The organism is Pseudomonas sp. D47 (genome assembly GCF_045447305.1).
In the GTDB taxonomy this organism is placed as follows: Bacteria; Pseudomonadota; Gammaproteobacteria; order Pseudomonadales; family Pseudomonadaceae; genus Aquipseudomonas.
Genome location: NZ_JBJGXU010000086.1, coordinates 1 through 17,889 on the forward strand (window position 1 = coordinate 1; position 17,889 = coordinate 17,889).

Here is a 17,889-nt window from a genome sequence, read left to right on the forward strand (position 1 = left end):
TGGCCACCGCGGGCAAGCCCGGCTCCCACAGAAGCCAACTCTCACATTGAAATTGCTTTCACTCACTGACCGCGCTGATCGTTGAAAAACGCTTTCTTCCCATCTACTCGCTCCGAAGCCCTGGGCACATTCACGCCCTGGCCTTCCGGCTTTTCCACATACCAATAGCAATGGCTCGCCGCCCGGGTAATGCCGACATAAGCCAGGCGCAGCACTTCGTCTTTTTGTGCAGTGTCATACGGCTCGCTGTCACCGTCCTTGCCCAGGCCCGCCATGCGGTAGACCTGGTTCTTGTAAGGCGAACTGGTCACATGCTGGCAATCCCCAAGCAAAAATACTGCGTCCGCTTGCAGGCCTTTGGCGCTGTGATAGGTCAGTTGTTTCAATCGGCGCACCGCGGGCGGCAAGCTAGAATCAACATTAACTACAGACTGAATATGCTCTTGAATCAATAACTTATCGCTGCTTTTTCGATACAGCATTAATACCGATTCGCCCTTTTGGTAATGCTCCAGCAACTGCCGGCCTAACGCAGCATCGTCCCTTTCCAATACCGTTACCGGCACTAACGCCTTGGGTTCACCACTGGCCTTGGCCTTTTTGCCGGGGATTGCCGGTGCGGCGCGCACGATATGCTCGGCGGCATCAATGACGTGCTGGTGGCTGCGGTAGTTCTCGCTCAGCATCACACGGGTGGTGCTGGGTGACGGGAATTCCTGGTTGAACGCCATAAAGTACTTGGGCGAACTGCCGCGCCAGCCATAAATCGACTGCCAGTCATCGCCCACACACAGCAGTGATGAGCGTTGCGCGCCCCGGCCCACGTGCATCGCCGGGCCACGGCTGCGAATTTCGCGCAGGCTGGCGCGAATCCACGAGACGATCTGCGGCGATACGTCCTGGAACTCGTCGATCATCAGGTGCGACATCGGCCGCAGCAGTGGATCGCTGAGCAGCTTGAGGTTTTCCGGGGTGTTCTCGCCGAACAGCGAGAACATGCGGTTGTAGGTCATCACCGGCGGCACCTGATCGAGCAGATGGTCTTCCAGGGCTTTCCAGAAAATGCTCAGGGCTTCAAAGAAGAACCGGTCCGGGTCGTCCTTGGCGAAGCTCATCTGGCCGACGGCGGTGGGTACGTCCAGCCCGAGGTTCTCGATAAAGCCGGCCGCCATGACAAAACTGTCCAGCAGCGGTGCCGAGGCCAGCTCGCCTTTGACCTTGTAGTCAAAGCCAGGCCCGGCGCTGGCGTCGCCAGCCAGACTGCTTAAAAGACGCTTTGAAGATTCGTAACTATCTATCCATATCAATGGCTTACGACAGAAAGCTTGAAACAATGTGCGCTTTACCGCCCATTCTGCACGTACCGACAGCTTCGAATTGGGTCGGCTCATCTGGGGGTTCTCTCGCGAATCGAAGCCCAGCACCACCCAGGCATCCAGCTCCGGTATGTAACCGTGACAATGAAATTGCGCGCCATTGATTTCGAAGGTCTGCCGGCTTGGTTCGATACCCTTGATCGGCCAGGCACCGGCGCGAAACCACAGGTCTTCGATCACATCGCAGAGTTCTTCATCGCGCTTGGCCGCCAGTTCGGTCACGGCTACGCGCTTTTGCACATCCGGGTGGTCACGCTCGAGCTCCCTGAGCTGCAGGCCCTGGCGCGCCAACGGCGTAATCAGCTCACGAAAGCGCGCGTGTTGGCCATGCAGCCGGTGGTAGCAGGCATTCATTTGTTGGCGCTGGGCGTCGCTGATGCGCAGGTCGAAGGGGTTGCTGTCGGCGTCTTCGAAGCCACTGCTGAGGTTTTCAAAGGCTTGCAGGCGTTCAAAGCCCGGCAAGCTGCGTACCATCGGCAAAATGCGCGAGTGAAAGGTCCGCACCACGGCCTGAGCCTCTTTAACGCCAAGGGGTTGGCCCCACAGGCTGAGAATCTCCATGAGCTTGTTGATGAAGTCCTTACGCGACTCGCGGGTGAAGGTCACCACGGTCATCGAGCTCAGTTCAAAGCCTAGGTAATGGGTGAGCAGCAGGATACGCAGGACCAGCGAGGTGGATTTACCGGCACCCGCCCCCGCAATCACCGAGGTCGAGGGCGTGTCACTGAAGATCATCTTCCATTGCGCCGCACTCGGCTGCGCATGCGCCGGCAGCAAGCGCGCCACGTCGGCCTTCATGCGCTTCTTCACGTCTGTGGTGAGCGGCAGCCGCCAGTCGTCGAACAGGCTGTCATCCACGCCCGGCGCTCGGTGTTCATCGGGGCGAAAGTCGCGGATCAGCAACACCTGCCGACCTTCCTCGATACCGTCGGCCTTGCCCTCGCGATAGCCATATTCCACACCGGCCTCGTGCCCGCTGCGAAAACCGTCGGCCTGGCCGTGCAGCCAGGAAAACCGATGCTGGGCACGTAAACGCGTCAGGCCATGCCCGAAAAGACGCGCAGCGAGCCGTTTCAGCAGAGGCATCTCGGCTAATGGACGAAGTTCGGGGGGCAGATCAGGCGTTTGTTGCGGCACGCGGACTCCAGCGATGAGGTTGGTTTTGGCGAAGGTGCCATGGTCGCCGGAATCGGCGCTCAGTTCCAGCCAATTGCTTTGACGTCATGCAGTTAGGCGATGAAGTGAAAGTCAAAACGCCAGCAACCCATCGAATTAATGGATTGGAATCAGGCATTTTTTACGCTTTTTATCGATCATGCTCTGCTGGATCATGGGCACCATCAACAGGAGACCCTCATGCTCGAACTTCGACCTTTCAACACCCTCGGCGGCGCCCATCATGGCTGGCTTGACGCCCATCACCACTTTTCATTCGCCGAATACCACGACCCCAAGCGCATGCACTGGGGCAACCTGCGGGTATGGAACGACGACATCATTGCGCCCGGCACTGGCTTCCCACAGCACCCGCACCGCGACATGGAGATCATCACTTATGTGCGTGAAGGTGCCATCAGCCATGCCGATAACCTGGGCAACAAAGGCCGCACTGAGGCCGGCGACGTGCAGGTGATGAGTGCAGGCACTGGGATTGCCCACAGCGAATACAACCTTGAGGCCACGCCGACCAAGATCTTCCAGATCTGGATCATTCCGAATGAAGCCGGCTTGCCGCCTTCCTGGGGTGCCAAACCTTTTCCCAAAGGTGACCGCGAGGGTTTTGTGACCTTGGCCAGCGGCAAAGCGGGTGACAGCGAAAGCCTGCGTATTCGTGCCGATGCGCGCTTGGTGGCGGCCAACCTGAAAGCGGGGGAAAGTGCTGAATATCACCTGGACAGTGGGCGCCGCGCGTATCTGGTGCCGGCGACGGGGGTGATTGAAGTTAATGGCTTGCGTGCACAGGCTCGGGATGGTGTGGCGGTTGAGGATGAGCAGGTGTTGCGGGTGACGGCGATTGAGGACAGTGAGATCGTGTTGGTCGATTTGGCTTGATCTTCGGTCTGGTGCTGGGGCGCTGGGGGCATATCCGTTATTTGGGTGATGGCTGATATGGGTTCCGCTCTTACAGCGGGTCACTTTTGGAAAAGAGCCCCAAAAGTAACCAAAAGGGCTCTTGCCCCACCACTCGGCACCTCGCCTAGGCTCGGTGTGCCCTCACGCAGGCTTTGGACCGTGGGCCGCCGCCATGGGCCATCCTTGGCCCATCGCGGCTAAACCGGCGTCCTGCCGGTTTACCCACGCTCCAAAGCCTGCGTTCGGCCAGCGTGGTTTAACGGGGCGCCTAAGATCAAGATCAAAAGCACGGCGGCCTAGTAGCCGACCTGAGTGGTTAGATCAAAAGCAAGTCGAGGCGGCCTGACAGCCGACCTGATCTTAGAGGCTGAAACTCAATCAAATGTGGGAGCTGGCTTGCCTGCGATGGCACCAACTCGGTGTACCTGATACACCGAGGTGCCTGCATCGCAGCGGTGCGACTTGCCCGCTCCCACATTTACAGCTGGGTGTCAGTTACTCGGAAATGGCCCCGTCCACCAACACCTGCGCCTCTTCCACCAACTGCTTAAGGTGATCTTCACCAATAAAGCTCTCGGCATAGATCTTGTAGATGTCCTCAGTCCCCGATGGCCGCGCAGCGAACCACCCGTTTTCGGTCATCACTTTCAAGCCGCCAATCGCCTGGTTATTGCCCGGCGCATGGCTGAGGATCTGCTGGATGCTCTCCCCAGCCAACTGCGTCGACGTCACTTGCTCAGGCGACAGCTTGCCCAGCAAGGCTTTCTGCGCCGGAGTCGCCTTGGCGTCGACACGAATCGCGAACGGCTCGCCCAAAGCGTCAGTCAGCCCACGGTAGATCTGGCTTGGGTCCTGACCTTTACGCGAAGTCATTTCCGCTGCCAGCAAGGCCGGGATCAAGCCGTCCTTATCGGTGCTCCACACAGTTCCGTCCTTGCGCAGGAACGAAGCCCCAGCGCTCTCTTCCCCGCCAAACCCCAGCGAACCGTCGAACAGACCATCGGCAAACCACTTGAAGCCCACCGGCACTTCGTACAAACGACGGCCAATACGCGCAGCAACACGGTCAATCAAGCCACTGCTGACCACGGTCTTGCCCACGGCCGCATCAGTGCGCCAGTCGGGACGGTTCTGAAACAGGTAGTCGATGGACACCGCCAGGTAGTTGTTCGGCGCCAACAGGCCGCCGGACGGGGTGACGATGCCGTGGCGGTCGTGGTCCGGGTCGCAGGCAAAGGCCACGTCGAAACGCTCCTTGAGGCCGATCAAGCCTTGCATCGCATAGCTGGAAGACGGGTCCATACGGATCTGCCCGTCCCAGTCGACGCTCATGAAGCGGAAGGTGGAGTCGACTTCGGTGTTCACCACATCCAGGTTCAAACGGTAGTGCTCGGCAATCGCCGACCAGTAGCGCACCCCTGCTCCGCCCAACGGGTCCACGCCCAGGCGCAGGTCGGCGCTGCGGATGGCGTCCATGTCGATCACATTGACCAGGTCGGCCACGTAACTGTTGAGGTAGTCATGGCGATGGGTAGTATCGGCCTTGAGCGCCTGGGCATGGGTGATGCGCTTGACCCCGGCGAGTTTGTTAGCCAGCAGTTCGTTGGCCTTGGCCTCGATCCACTTGGTGACGTGGGTATCAGCCGGGCCGCCGTTAGGTGGGTTGTACTTGTAGCCGCCGCTTTGTGGCGGGTTGTGCGACGGCGTAATGACGATGCCGTCGGCCAAGCCACTGGTGCGGCCACGGTTGTAGCAGATGATGGCGTGGGAAATCGCCGGGGTTGGGGTGTATTCATCGCCTTCGGCCAGCATCACGTGCACGCCATTGGCGGCCAGCACTTCTAGGGCACTGGCCCCGGCCGGTGTCGACAGCGCGTGGGTGTCCAGGCCGACAAACAAAGGCCCATTGATGCCTTGGGCTTCACGGTACAGGCAGATGGCCTGGCTGATGGCAAGCACGTGCCATTCGTTGAAGCTCAGCTCGAACGAGCTGCCACGGTGCCCAGACGTACCAAAGGCCACGCGCTGGGCGGAGATCGCTGCATCAGGCTGGCCGGTGTAATAGGCCGTGACCAGTCGCGGGATATCCACCAGCAACTGAGCTGGCGCCGGTTTGCCCGCAAAAGGACTGATTGTCATGCATAAACCTCGAAAAGAAGGATTTTGAGAAAAACGACAGTTTACTGGGAGTTGGACTACTGCGCGACGCTATCGATCCTACGCTCACAAGAGAAATTTCATTCGCTAATCGATTTGAGCCTGCCGCAGTGCCTCGCCCAGTGCCGCCAGCACAACTTCCAGGCTGGGCTGCCCGTGGAAGGTATGGCTCAAGCGCACATGTTGGTGGTGCAGGCCGCCGACGCTGAACAGTTCCCCAGGCGCCACGACCACCTGCTGTGCCAGCATTTGCTGGAATACCTCGCGCATGTCCACCGCACGGGTGGAGCCTAGCCAGAAGGTCGCACCACCCGCCGGCATCCGGTAGGTCACGTGTTCACCCAACTGCTGGTCCAGCTGCTGGCTCATGTCCAAGGCCTGCTCACGCAGCAGCTGGCGCAAGCTGCGCAGGTGCAGGTCGATTCGCCCGCTGTGATAGACGCGTGCAATGGCGCGCTGGCGAATCGAGGACAGCCGGAACGAGCGCAACAGGAACTGACGTTGTAATTCGCTGCTCATCTGCCGGGTCAGCACATAACCGTAAGGCGCCTCTGGCCCGAGTATTTTTTCGAAGGAGGAAAACACCACCAGCCGCTCAGGGTTGACCAAATCGCGCAGGGCAACAGGCGGTGACTTGAAACTCAGCTCACCATAGGTGTCGTTTTCCAGCAGCCAGCAACCGTAATGATCAAGCAGTTGCGCCACGTCCAGGCGCTCGCGTGGCTGCATGGCAACCCCCGACGGCAGGCTGACCGCTGATGACAGCAACACCAGTTGCACTGTCTCCCCGCGTAACATCCCTTCGAGCGCCGCCAGGTCCAGGCTGCCATCCACCGCCCAAGGCAACTCAATGATGCGCACACCGGCATCTTGCAGCAGGCGCAGAATCAGCCAGTCACAGGGCGACTCCACAATCACCGTGGAGCCCGGCAGGTCCAGCACTTCGATGAGAATCTCCAACACGCCACGCAGGTCGGCGCCGATATACACGTCATCGGCATGCCAGCAGCGAGTGGGCGACGAGGTGTAGCGCGCCGCCAATGCCGCTCGCAGCTCCCACACCCCGCAAGGCTGGGACCAGGCCTGCAAGTGGCGCGGGTACTGGCGCACAAGCTCGCGCTCCAGCCGTAGCAACGTCGCGTCCAGGGAGACCAGCAACGTAGGCTCATCGCTACTGAGCACCACCATCCCAGGGCGCCGCGCGGCCACGTAGAGGCGCTCGAGCAAATCCCCACTTGGCAACGTCGAAGGGCTGCCGGCGAGGGGCCAGGCGTAATAGCCTGACTTGGCCACCGAATACACCCGGCCCTCTTTCTCCAGCAGTGAGTACGCATACTGAATGGTGGAAATCGAGACATTCAGGCGCTGGGACAACTGGCGCAGCGACGGCAGTTTCACGCGGGAGTCGGTACTGACCTCGTTGATCAGGTTGATCATGTAGCGATAGACCGCCTGATAGGCGAAGTCCGCCTGCCGCTCACCACGCAGCGTCATCGCCCGGACAGCTGGAAGGCCAGTTCGCCGTCAGCCATAGGCCGTTCATGACGTGGGCTGCGTGCAGTTGCGCCGGGAACCAGCGTCGTCGGCCGTTTGCGGTACAGGTGCTGGAGCAACGGTAGCGGTACCCCGCTGGTGTCGGCGAGCCACTGCTGCAACATCTCGGCGGCAGGCTTGCCCTGCAACACCTTGTGCAGTTCAGGCAAGGCCACCAGCATGCCCGGATGGCACTGGCGCAAATAGCCTTCCAGCCGTTCGCCATGATGGATGAAGGGCGAAAACAACAGACAGATCAGTTGGCCCTCTTCCAGGCCGAAGAACTGTTCGGCACATTGGGTCGCCAGCACGCGTCCTTCGCGGCTCATGGCTTGGGTTATCAGCGTATCGGGAATCTGACGATCACGCAGGTACTGCGCGGCCTGTAGAAAGAACCCTTCGACACCCTCTTCGTAATCCAGCTCCCGCAGGCATTCCGCTTGCAGGCCGCGCAGGTGCGCCATCAGCAACGGGTTGGCAACCGTAGGGTGGCTGAAATGAAAGCCCAGCGGGTCCGGGTTATAGGCCATGAACTCGGTAAGCAAAGGCGCGCACGTGCTGTCAACGCCCTCAAGCAGGTCGGCAATGCCGATGGAGGCCAGGTTGCGATGCCCACCGGGGCTGGCGTTAGCCTTGGGCACACAGTGCTCGCCGAACAGGTCACGGTAGAAGCCTTCGCTCCATTCGTCCATCCGCGCGAACAGCCCGTTGAGCGATGCCGGCTTGTCGGTCGGCAGCGTAGCGCCTGCGGCCTGGGCAGTCTTTTTCAGCCAGGCGAGGAGCTGGCTCTGTTTGCGCGCGGAATCGCCGCTGGCCACGGCATGCACCCCGCCGTTCCACGCGGTGACACGCTGATAGAAATCCCCCAGGGCCAAGTAGGTGTCATTGCACAGTGTTGCGCAGATATCGCCGGAGGTCAGATGCCCTATCATCAACCTATTGCGCTGGCTGGTTTCACAGCCGACGCTGGACAACGGGCGCTGGTAGTTAAAGGGCAGCACCTGTTGGTTTTCCACCATCAGCAGCTCAACCCGTTCGTCATCGTGGAAAAACAAACGGCTGTAACCGCGATGGATCGTATCGAGGGTGTCTTGGGTCATGCCGGTGTGGCGCAACGTGGCAACCCGCAGCTGGAACGTCCTCGGCGCGCGCCCGGCAATACTCAATTGTGCGGCGCGCAGCATGGCCAGGGTGTAGCTGCTGACCTCCCCGCCGCCATGGGCTACCAACACCTTATAATCCCCTATCTGCTCCATGCCCCCTGCGGCCACGACAATACGCTGGATCAATAATTGAAGTGCTGTGCGTTCTGCGCGGGTAAAGTACCCAATCAAACGCTGCTGAACTTGTTGATAAACATAATTCATAGCCTGGTCGTGAATAGCGCTCATAGCTGTACTACCTGAGTTGAAATATCAGTTTCGAATAACGACAGAACGTAGTTGTTCGACTTATTGCGTCTGTGAGAATGTCGCCCGCGGCGAATGCTCGCGATGTATAAACACTAGCACCCCGCAACAAATCGACATAGGCTGGTTACTCGACTCCCCATGGGGCATCCATTGCTCCCGATGGCCTTATCGTCAAGCATCTAGGCCGTTTACGGCAGAGATCCTAGGAATCTTCCGACAGCCTCCTACGCCACCCTCACCCTGTATTAAAAGACTCATCCGACAAATATAACTCGCCAAACTTTAATCCTCGTTTGTGTACCGCTTGAAATCCGCCTTGAAAGTACCCGCCTGCGCGTGCACGCGCAGGCACTGAACTATTAGTTAGAGGAAGTGCCTGCAGCTGTATCAGCAAATCAATCATTACTCAGTCCTTGAGTTGAAAGTGAAGACTCAATTATCAGGACTGAAATTATGATTAACAGATACAGAACTTGGCAGAAAACCAGTTCAGATAATAATCAAGCGATACACCGATAACGCAGACACAACAACGCCGCGCTGAATTTCAGGGCGGCGTCAGGGGGAAAGGTATCGTTTACAGGACCAAACGGCATTGGCACGCTTCAAACAGTGTGCGAGTTAAGCCCTGTCAAATGGCGCATTTGCCCCATACACACGGGGTTTGGAATACTCCTTTGCGAATATTCCTACACCTCAAACAGCTTCAACCTGCAATGCAACTCGCTCGCGGCACGGGCATTCGTCCATATAACGGTGCGCTTCCACGAACTGGTTGAACGCAAACACCGTGGTTTTAAGCGGCACCAGCACGCGATCAGCCGTCAGTTGGTTGATATCACGCAAGGCACGCTGCAACGCAACCTGGTCTTGAATGATGCCCAGCTCCGGCTTGCCGGTGAAGTTGCCGATGCAGTGTACAAAGAACTGAATGTTCTTCTGGAAGGCGGCGCAGGCCGGGAATGGCGTCTGGTTGCCACCTTGCAGGCCATAAAGCACCAGGCTGCCACGCGGTGCCAGTACATCACCGAGCAGCGACATTTGCGGGCCGCCCAAGCCATCGAACACCACGTCTACGCCGCGGTTATCGGTGAACTTGTTGATCTGCATAAGCAAATCCTGTTCTTCAGTGACGATCACCTTTTCCGCGCCCAGGGACAGCAGGTACTCACGCTCAGCACTGTCTTTGGTCGCGGCAATCACCCGCACGCCCAGGGCTTTGCCCAGTTGCACGAACGAGGGGCCAGAGCAGTGACTCGCGTCGGTGACCAACGCGAATTGGCCGGGTTTGACCCGCGCCAAGTCCACGTAGGCAAAGTAGGCAATCAGCAGCGGCGTGTAGTGCACGCTGGCTTCAATCGGGCTCAAGACGTCCGGATAGCGGGTCAAGGCTGAACGGGGCAGGACGATCTGTTCGCCATACACCGGATAATCATTGGGGCTCTCGGCCGGAAAACTGGCCACTTTATCGCCCACTGCCAAGTCATCCACGCCGTCGCCGAGGGCTACAACCACCCCGGCCATCTCGTGGCCAAGGCCGGACGGCAGACGTGCATGGGAAGACGCCAGGTTCTGGCGCCATAGAATGTCATACCAGCTGATGCCAATCGCCTCGACACGCACCTGCACTTCGCCCGGTGCGGGCTGCGCGGCTACATGCTCTTCGCACTTGAGCACCTCGGCCGGACCAAACTTGTGAAAACGAATCGTGCGGGACATCGCAAACCTCGTCAAAGTAACCTCTAATGCCATGAACTCTATCTGGGCTTTCCAGGTAAGGCCACCGGTCGCCGTTAATAGTCGACATGCTTGTCATTGATTCCGCAACTGAGGTATTGACCTCAGCTATCGTAGGAAAACTCAATTATCTTGTGCAGAGTACCAGCCTTTCCCCGTAAGATTCATGCCGGTCATGCGTCTACATGGAACCCAAGGGCTCTGTAGGTGGCCGCTCTCGTCAAGTAAGCTGACTCTTCCAGGACACAAGATGAACCGTAACGACCTGCGTCGTGTCGACCTTAACCTCTTGATCGTATTCGAAACCTTGATGCATGAGCGCAGCGTGACCCGTGCCGCCGAGAAACTGTTTCTCGGTCAGCCGGCCATCAGCGCGGCCTTGTCGCGCCTGCGTGGTCTGTTCGATGACCCGCTGTTTGTACGTACCGGGCGCAGCATGGAACCCTCGGCCCGCGCCGTGGAAATCTTCGCCCTGCTCTCTCCCGCGCTGGACTCGATTTCCACCGCCGTGAGCCGCGCCGCCGAATTCGACCCGGCCACCAGTACGGCCGTGTTCCGTATCGGTTTGTCCGACGACGTCGAATTCGCCCTGCTCCCCCAACTGCTCAAGCGCCTGCGCGCCGAAGCCCCAGGCATCGTGCTGGTGGTACGCCGCGTTAACTACATCCTGATGCCGGGCCTCTTGGCTTCTGGCGAGATTTCCATCGGCGTCAGCTACACCGCCGACCTGCCAGCCAACGCCAAACGCAAAGTACTGCGCCGCAGCTTACCGAAACTGCTGCGCGCCGACAGCGTGCCCGGCTCGCTGAGCCTGGACGACTTCTGCGCCCGCCCCCATGCGCTGGTGTCGTTCTCCGGCGACCTGAGCGGGTTTATCGATGAAGAGCTGGAAAAGCTCGATCGCAAACGGCACGTGGTCCTCGCCGTGCCGCAGTTCAACGGGTTGGGCACCTTGCTCGCCGGCACCGATATTCTGGCGACCGTGCCGGACTATGCGGCCGAGGCGCTGACCTCAGCAGGCGGTTTGCGCGCAGAGGACCCGCCATTGCCAGTGCGTACGTTCGAACTGCATATGGCCTGGCGTGGGTCGCAGGATAATGACCCAGGCGAACGCTGGCTGCGGTCGCGGATTCAGATGTTTTTTGGAGACCCTGAGAGTCTATAGGTTTCGTCGGGTAGGCTATTCATCTGACCATCTGCGCCTTTTCATAGACCATGGAGATCTGTTCACTTCTAGTGGGCTGCTACATTCGAGGGTATATTTAAGTGTATGCTTTGGATGGTCTGAAAAGGATGCCCCCAGCCTAAGGTCCAACAGCCACCCTTTCTTGGTAAGTCATACGCTGCTTCTCCCCTGCCGCCTTCGCCCGTGAACAGTGCGCCGATCCACATGGCCGCTCTTGCTGGAGCTGTCCCACCTAGTTGACGGGCGTCATACATCGGCACTCAAGTTCGGGCTATCGCCCTTACTGGGAACTCCCCCCCTTCGAAATGGGCGCAATGCGCATGCCGCGGTTCAACAAAGCCGGCGAGGCGCCCATCACGGACGCTCGCTGTTGGCGTACTACTGCAAGTTGTTCAATTTACAACTGTCGGACTTTCCCAACCCCGGCACAGTACATGTGCCGAGCACCGATATCTAACTGCGCGAGCGTTACTCGACGGTATATACGAACCTCAGATGCTGATCTGAAAAACCCCGAAAGCCATACTCCACCGCCAGGCGAAAAACTCCAACAGGTGTGCGCCAAGTGGTGATAGTTCGCGGATCGGATGACCCAATACGTCGCCCAGGCCTATGCCACGCCAATCTGGGAAGCCAGAATGATCGCTGCATCGTTTGCATCAGGCGAGGTTTCGAATCGTTCGGATTCCAGGCGTTTGAGCTAAAGGCAGAAGCCGTTGCGTTTTCAGTACAGGATCCTCACGCAGTTGCGCGACTTGTTCAAGAAGACAAATAACAAGTGATCAAATACCGTAACCTTGATATCAAAATAGACCAGAGCAGCCAAGCCAGCGATGGATTTCAGGAAGTAGCCTAAAGTCGTTGTGGCAGGCAGCTCCTGACTCGCCTATGCTCCTTCTCGCCAATAGAGATGGCGCAAAGCCACTTAACACTCAGGAGTCAGGTTGTGATCACGGAATTGAATATAGATGGCGTCGCCAGTTACAAATCCAGGTCTACTCTCTCGCCCACCAACAAGACATCTCTCATCTACGGGCTAAATGGTGCAGGTAAGAGCACCATCTCCGAGTTCTTGTACAACAATACCGAACCTCGTTTTACTAAATGCAGTTTGAAAACCAGTCAGCCGTGTGAAATTTTGGTGTACAACCAAAGCTTCCTTAACGACTACTTTTACGAGGAGGACAATTTAAAAGGAATTTTCACTCTCTCGAAAGAGAACAAGTTTGCACTCCAGCAAATCGAAGCCGAAACGAAAGAGCTGGAGAAGCATCTGAGCGCTCAGCAAGAGAATTCAAAACTTGCCACTGAAAACGCCTGCAAACTCGATCAGACAAAGACCAAAGCGAGCGGAAAACTCTGGGAAGTCAAGACGAATTTCTCTGGAGGGGATCGCGTTCTGGAGTTTTGCCTGGAAAGTCTCAAAAGAACAGAACTTCTTTTCCAGCATATTATTGGACTACCTCTGCCGGAAAATGCACCCAGCTACACCGTAGATGACCTGAAGACTGAGGCGTCATCCATTGAAGGCGAGGGTGCAGCTCCATTCACGAAAATCCCCACCCTTTCGGCTGGCTGGCTGACCATTGAAGGGGATTCCCTCTGGTCGAAAATCATTGTAGGCAGCCAAGAAGGTTCAGTTGCAGAGTTCATCAATAAAGCTTGCAATTCTGACTGGGTGAAGCAAGGGCTCCAGTTCATTTCAGATGATAAGGATCCTCAAGCCTGCCCTTTCTGTCAGCAAGGAACGATCACTAAAAATTTCATCTATTCCATCCGCCAAGTCTTCGACGAAGCCTACGAGCAAGATATTAAGCAGTTGGAGTCAATCAAGACTCGCTACGAGACGCTAACCTCCAGCCTGAATCTACAAGATATTTCAAACTCCCCGCTTGCCAGCAAAGAGCTTGTGGAAGCTTGGAGCATTGCCTGTGAGGGTTTGAAAGCGTCAATTCGCGAAAATATTTTGCACATTGGCAACAAGATCAAAAGCCCGAGCACGCCTGTTGCCCTCACCGATACCCGGTCCGTCGTCGACGTGATCAACAATTTGATCGACGGCCTGAATGAGCTGATTGAGACACATAACAACAAGCTGGCGAACAAGCAGAAAACTCGAGATGACATAAGATCGCGCTTTTGGACGTTGATGCGCTGGGATTACGATCAAACGATTTCTGCCTACTCTCAATCAGCTGCAGATCTCAAAGATGAGGCTAGCGAGATAAGCCAGGAAGGCACCAAAATAAATACTGATGTCACTGCCTCTTACGGCAAGCTTGCTGCTCTCAGGAAGCAAACGGTCAACATCGAAGAGTCAATTGAGAACATCAACGCTGGGCTGGTAGAGATTGGCATCGATGGATTTTCTGTGGTGCCGTATGGTGAAAATTTCTATCGGGTTTCCAGGACTACCGATCAAGCGAATGCATTTCACTCGCTGAGCGAGGGTGAGAAAACTGTTATTAGTTTTCTATACTTCATGGAGCTTTGCAAAGGGCAGAATACGGCCACTGCGGTACCTCAGTCGAAAGTGGTTGTGATTGACGATCCCATTTCCAGCCTTTCTCACCTCTACGTGTTCAACATTGGACAGCTGATCAAGAAATATTTCATTAACGATAAACTCTATGCGCAGGTATTTGTTCTCACCCATAGCCTGTATTTCTTCTACGAGTTGACCCACACTAATAAAGAGAAACGCGCGGAGACACAGCAGCTATTCAGAATTTTTAAAAATACAAACGGAAGCTCTGTAGTCCCAATGAAGTATGAGGAAATCCAGAATGACTACCAGTCCTATTGGTCAATCATAAAGGACCAGGCCTCACCGCCTGCGCTGATTGCTAACTGCATGCGGAACATTATCGAATATTTCTTCAACTTTGTTCAAAAGAAGGATTTTAATAACGTCTTCCAAAATCCAGCTCTGTCGACTGATAAATTCACGACGTTCTACAGGTACATGAACCGCGAGTCACATTCCTTGGGGCAAAATATTTTTGACATAAAGGAATTTGATCATGATGTATTCAAAGATGGTCTGAGGTTGATTTTTGAAGAGTGTGGGTACGCGGAGCACTACCAGGCTATGATTAAGTAAATCCGACATGGGACGGGCATTCGTAATGTGAAGAATGCACCGTCTCATCGGCTATTCGCGTAATCCTCTCGTCGCAAGAGTCGTGTGCCTCGGAATCCGTGAAGTATAACGTGTGGAGTAACCGTCAGCATAGAGTATCCTGAATACCTCCTCGCTTGCCGGGTCAACCCAGTACTCCAACAACCCAGAAATGTACATAGGCTCGTTATCACGGCACGAAATCCGCGTAACGATTGGCTTACCCGTACACCGGTCAGGCTCATCAATCGGCCGCGCAGGAATAATGCAGTGCTGCGCAGACACCCAGCATTACAAAACGACGGCTTCACCGCAGCTATTTCCGGTCGGGCAATGTAAGTACGGAACGCAATTTCGGTGCCTTGGTTCCAACCAGAGACCAACGCAAATAGCCCCGACAGTAGCGCTATTAGCTAAACTACTGCTCGGGGTAGATTAGCTTCAAAGTATTGTATCGTTCATTACGACCCGGCCAGCGATTCTCGGTACAATTAGCTCCCACTCTTGTGAACGATGATAAGCTCGAAACGACTCTTCACACCGATCAGAATGCCGAACCAAAACAGCTGCCACTTCACATTCCTCAATTTCAAGATCTAGGCTGAATGATTTTGCTGTGCGGCCAATAACATGACCGTTGGCGTCCTGAATCAGATATCTATCTTCATGAGCTTTGAACGAAAGCATGTCGCCAGGTTCAAGCGCTGCCAATACCTTGTGTATTGATGCTGTAGAGTTCTGACGCCCAGCATAATCAAGATCAATATCCTTCAAAGAGAGCTGTAGGTAACGCTTCTCCAGCTCCGCAAGGTATTCTCCTTGGAAGGATCGCCCCATGACATCTTCCGTAAGTTGGCTGCAGAAAGGGTTGCCTTCTGGGTATTCACACAAGGTTAAAGTCTGCTCGGCGCGAGTCATGCCCACGTAGTAGAGTCGACGCTCATCGCTAAGCGTTTCAGGTTGCGTGGACCAGCCGCCGTCAAGCACGACTACGTGGCGGAACTCCAAGCCTTTGGCAGAGTGGACAGTGCCCAGATAGAGGCCCTTTCTGGGTTGCTGACGCAGCTCCCGGAAATAGTCATAGAGCCAATCGAGCAGGCTCTCAGCACTTAGCGGACATTGTCCGAACTCAGCTGTTAGCTGATCAAAGGCGACGAGCAATATGTCGTACCATTCTGGCCCGAGTTGCCTCTTACCTAGATATGTCCATGTCTCGGAGGCACTCAGCGGTTCGGTAATCTCTCTTAGTATTTCAACAGCCTGCACGAAGCCACGTTGAGCGGTGAGAGGTAAGACACTTTCCTTGTCGGCTGCCAAACAATATGGAACTCCGTGAGCTTCACACCAGGCCTGAAGGGGCAGCAAGTTTTGATGGGTGCGGGCTAGCACGGCACACCCTTGCCAATCCTCGCTGTCCAAACTGAGCAGGCGCTGCAACTCTGCCATCGCTGCCTGGGCTTGCAGATTAGCCCGGGCGTGGCCCTGAGCGTCTATTCTGAGGCGAAGCACGCGACCCGCTCGCTCAATGTCGAGGGCTTCCCAGTCGCCGCCTCTCGGCAGTACGCGACGAACAGTATCAATCTGAATCGGGTGGTCCTTTTTGAGGCGATCTGGATTACGACTAATAACCCGGTTAGCCGCATCAATGATGCAGCCGCTGGAACGGTAGTTGTCGACCAGATAGTTCTTTGTAGCCGAGTACTCTTCGCGAAAGCGCTCTATATAGCGGTTATTCGTATCTCGCCAGGCGTAGATATTCTGATCATCGTCACCGACTGCCAAAATGCACAAGCGCCCCTCTTCTTCAGACTTACGCCCGGCCAATGCACTTACGAGCCGATACTGTAGGTCATCAATGTCCTGGTATTCATCAACGAGGATGTAGCGGTAACCTCGCATCAATTGCTCGCGCAGATCGTCTTCCCCTTCTACCTGGCGCTTGCCTTCAAGCAACTCGACAGCTTCTCCCATCACCTGGGCTAATCGCCCTTCTTCAAGCGTTTCACCTCGCTCGAAGCGAGTGCCCGTCAGGCGCATCGCCATGCGATGATACGTCATCACGTTGACCCCAAAGGCATCAGGGCCAACCAGCTTGATCAGGCGCTGCTTGATCTCATTTGCTGCGTGACGGTTGAACGTCAAAGCCACGATACAGCGTGCCGGAACACGCCGAACTCGCAACAGGTAAGCGATTCGATGCACGATCACACGCGTTTTTCCAGAGCCGGGCCCAGCCAGAATCAAGCGATTCACATCATCATCATCGGACACGATAATCCGCTGGGCAGCACTAAGCTTCTCGACAATGCTACGCCAAGATTCCTCACTCGTGGCTAGCTTAAGTACTTCCTCGCGATCTACGAAGTAGCGGCGAATGAACTCCTGTTTGGCTAGTGTGAAATAGTGCTGAACGAGATCCCGAGCCTCTCCCATCGAGCCAAGCCCAACCTCGGCATACTCGCGCATGACGTGAACCTGAATACGTTTTTCTCGGTAGTGCTCATCAAGACGCTGATAATCATCCTTCAGGAATCCGGTGCGCTTTTCCCCCTCGACTTCAATCGTCATAGCCCGACGCATGACTGTCATGCCGTGGTTCAGCGTAAGCACTTCTTGCTTATGTAGGTACAGCAGTACGTGCTCAACGGCCTTGCAGCGCTGCGACTCTGGGATTCTGGTGCGCAGCTCAAGATCCAGATCAATCAGGCTCATAAGTTCGCCGAACGTAGTGTCTACCAACAGGTCTTTGTTGCGTGAACCCGGCGGTAATTTGCCAATCAAAAACTTGAGGACGACGGCAGCCAAAGCACGTCGACGCTCTCCCAGCCCTTGAATAGCTCTCCAGTTGTATCCGCCACGGATGCGCAGTTTGAGGAAATCCTGAGTGATCTGGCGCAGTTCGAAAGTGCTGCGCTGTTGGCTATCGCTATCGTGATCTTGGGCCAGGCTGCGCAGCAGTCGCAACACGTGAAGCGGTATCAGGCCCTTGTTGCCAGAAGCTGTTTTGAGCGTCGAGGTCAACAGTGGCACGTTCAGGTCCTGCCATTCCCCACTCTCGGCCTCAGGCGCCAGTTCCTGCAGCAGGTCGAACAAGGCAGACTCGAGCTGTAAGCTGGCTTGCAGACGTTGAGTGGAAGGGAACACGACACCATGCCGGACGTATAAGGTCAGCTTAGAGTCGTTAACTAAAAGCCCCAAGCTCTCCATCTGACGCAGTGTCGCAGTGACTTCTTCGGACGTGAGGCTGGTCAGAGCCATCAAGGCGTCGGTGTTGATTCGCTCGTCGGCATTAGC

General features: G+C 56.2%; 10 protein-coding genes. 3 read left to right on the plus strand and 7 right to left on the minus strand.

Annotated elements, in window-relative coordinates; all coding sequences use genetic code 11:
- Positions 1-62 precede the first annotated feature (62 nt).
- Positions 63-2,513 (minus strand): UvrD-helicase domain-containing protein, encoded by a 2,451-nt coding sequence (locus ACI77I_RS29560; protein WP_406999695.1) that lies wholly within the window; start codon positions 2,511-2,513, stop codon positions 63-65.
- Positions 2,514-2,732: 219 nt separating this feature from the next.
- Here ACI77I_RS29560 and ACI77I_RS29565 point away from each other — a divergent pair, with 219 nt between their 5' ends.
- A complete protein-coding gene (locus ACI77I_RS29565; protein ID WP_406980056.1) occupies positions 2,733-3,428 on the plus strand; it encodes a pirin family protein in 696 nt (231 codons plus the stop codon).
- A 516-nt stretch (positions 3,429-3,944) separates the two neighbouring features.
- On the opposite strand, the gene pgm is transcribed toward ACI77I_RS29565, so the two are convergent.
- The 4 genes from pgm to ACI77I_RS29585 form a co-directional block, all read right to left on the minus strand.
- Complete coding sequence (gene pgm, locus ACI77I_RS29570) at positions 3,945-5,588, minus strand: phosphoglucomutase (alpha-D-glucose-1,6-bisphosphate-dependent) (protein ID WP_406999697.1); 1,644 nt, start codon at positions 5,586-5,588, stop codon at positions 3,945-3,947.
- Between the two features lie 105 nt (positions 5,589-5,693).
- Entirely contained in the window at positions 5,694-7,100 is a 1,407-nt protein-coding gene (locus ACI77I_RS29575) for a PLP-dependent aminotransferase family protein (RefSeq protein ID WP_406999699.1), read from the minus strand.
- Positions 7,097-8,530 carry a hypothetical protein gene (locus tag ACI77I_RS29580; RefSeq protein WP_406999701.1) on the minus strand — a complete coding sequence of 478 codons (1,434 nt, stop codon included), beginning with the start codon at positions 8,528-8,530 and terminating at the stop codon, positions 7,097-7,099. Before ACI77I_RS29580 ends, ACI77I_RS29575 begins: the two co-directional genes overlap by 4 nt.
- Before the next feature lie 717 nt (positions 8,531-9,247).
- Positions 9,248-10,270: a zinc-dependent alcohol dehydrogenase family protein gene (locus tag ACI77I_RS29585; RefSeq protein ID WP_094953143.1), complete on the minus strand. Its 1,023-nt coding sequence runs from the start codon at positions 10,268-10,270 to the stop codon at positions 9,248-9,250.
- Positions 10,271-10,538: 268 nt separating this feature from the next.
- Between ACI77I_RS29585 and ACI77I_RS29590 the strand changes: the two genes are divergently transcribed.
- Complete coding sequence (locus ACI77I_RS29590; protein ID WP_406999703.1) at positions 10,539-11,453, plus strand: LysR substrate-binding domain-containing protein; 915 nt, start codon at positions 10,539-10,541, stop codon at positions 11,451-11,453.
- Positions 11,454-12,198: 745 nt separating this feature from the next.
- Here the strand turns inward: ACI77I_RS29590 and tnpB are convergent.
- Entirely contained in the window at positions 12,199-12,348 is a 150-nt protein-coding gene (gene tnpB / locus ACI77I_RS29595; RefSeq protein WP_406999709.1) for an IS66 family insertion sequence element accessory protein TnpB, read from the minus strand.
- 72 nt (positions 12,349-12,420) lie between these two features.
- On the opposite strand from tnpB, the gene ACI77I_RS29600 reads away from it, so the two are divergent.
- Positions 12,421-14,577: an AAA family ATPase gene (locus ACI77I_RS29600; protein WP_406999705.1), complete on the plus strand. Its 2,157-nt coding sequence runs from the start codon at positions 12,421-12,423 to the stop codon at positions 14,575-14,577.
- Positions 14,578-15,036: 459 nt separating this feature from the next.
- Here ACI77I_RS29600 and ACI77I_RS29605 read toward each other — a convergent pair.
- On the minus strand, positions 15,037-17,889 hold a 2,853-nt coding region (locus tag ACI77I_RS29605; protein WP_406999707.1), incomplete at its 5' end, for a UvrD-helicase domain-containing protein.

Excerpts from the sequence above, each read along its gene's own strand:
- ACI77I_RS29565 (WP_406980056.1), top strand. The coding sequence starts at position 2,733 with ATGCTCGAACTTCGACCTTTCAACACCCTCGGCGGCGCCCATCATGGC.
- pgm (WP_406999697.1), bottom strand. The coding sequence starts at position 5,588 with ATGACAATCAGTCCTTTTGCGGGCAAACCGGCGCCAGCTCAGTTGCTG.
- ACI77I_RS29575 (WP_406999699.1), bottom strand. The coding sequence starts at position 7,100 with ATGACGCTGCGTGGTGAGCGGCAGGCGGACTTCGCCTATCAGGCGGTC.
- ACI77I_RS29580 (WP_406999701.1), bottom strand. The coding sequence starts at position 8,530 with ATGAGCGCTATTCACGACCAGGCTATGAATTATGTTTATCAACAAGTT.
- ACI77I_RS29585 (WP_094953143.1), bottom strand. The coding sequence starts at position 10,270 with ATGTCCCGCACGATTCGTTTTCACAAGTTTGGTCCGGCCGAGGTGCTC.
- ACI77I_RS29590 (WP_406999703.1), top strand. The coding sequence starts at position 10,539 with ATGAACCGTAACGACCTGCGTCGTGTCGACCTTAACCTCTTGATCGTA.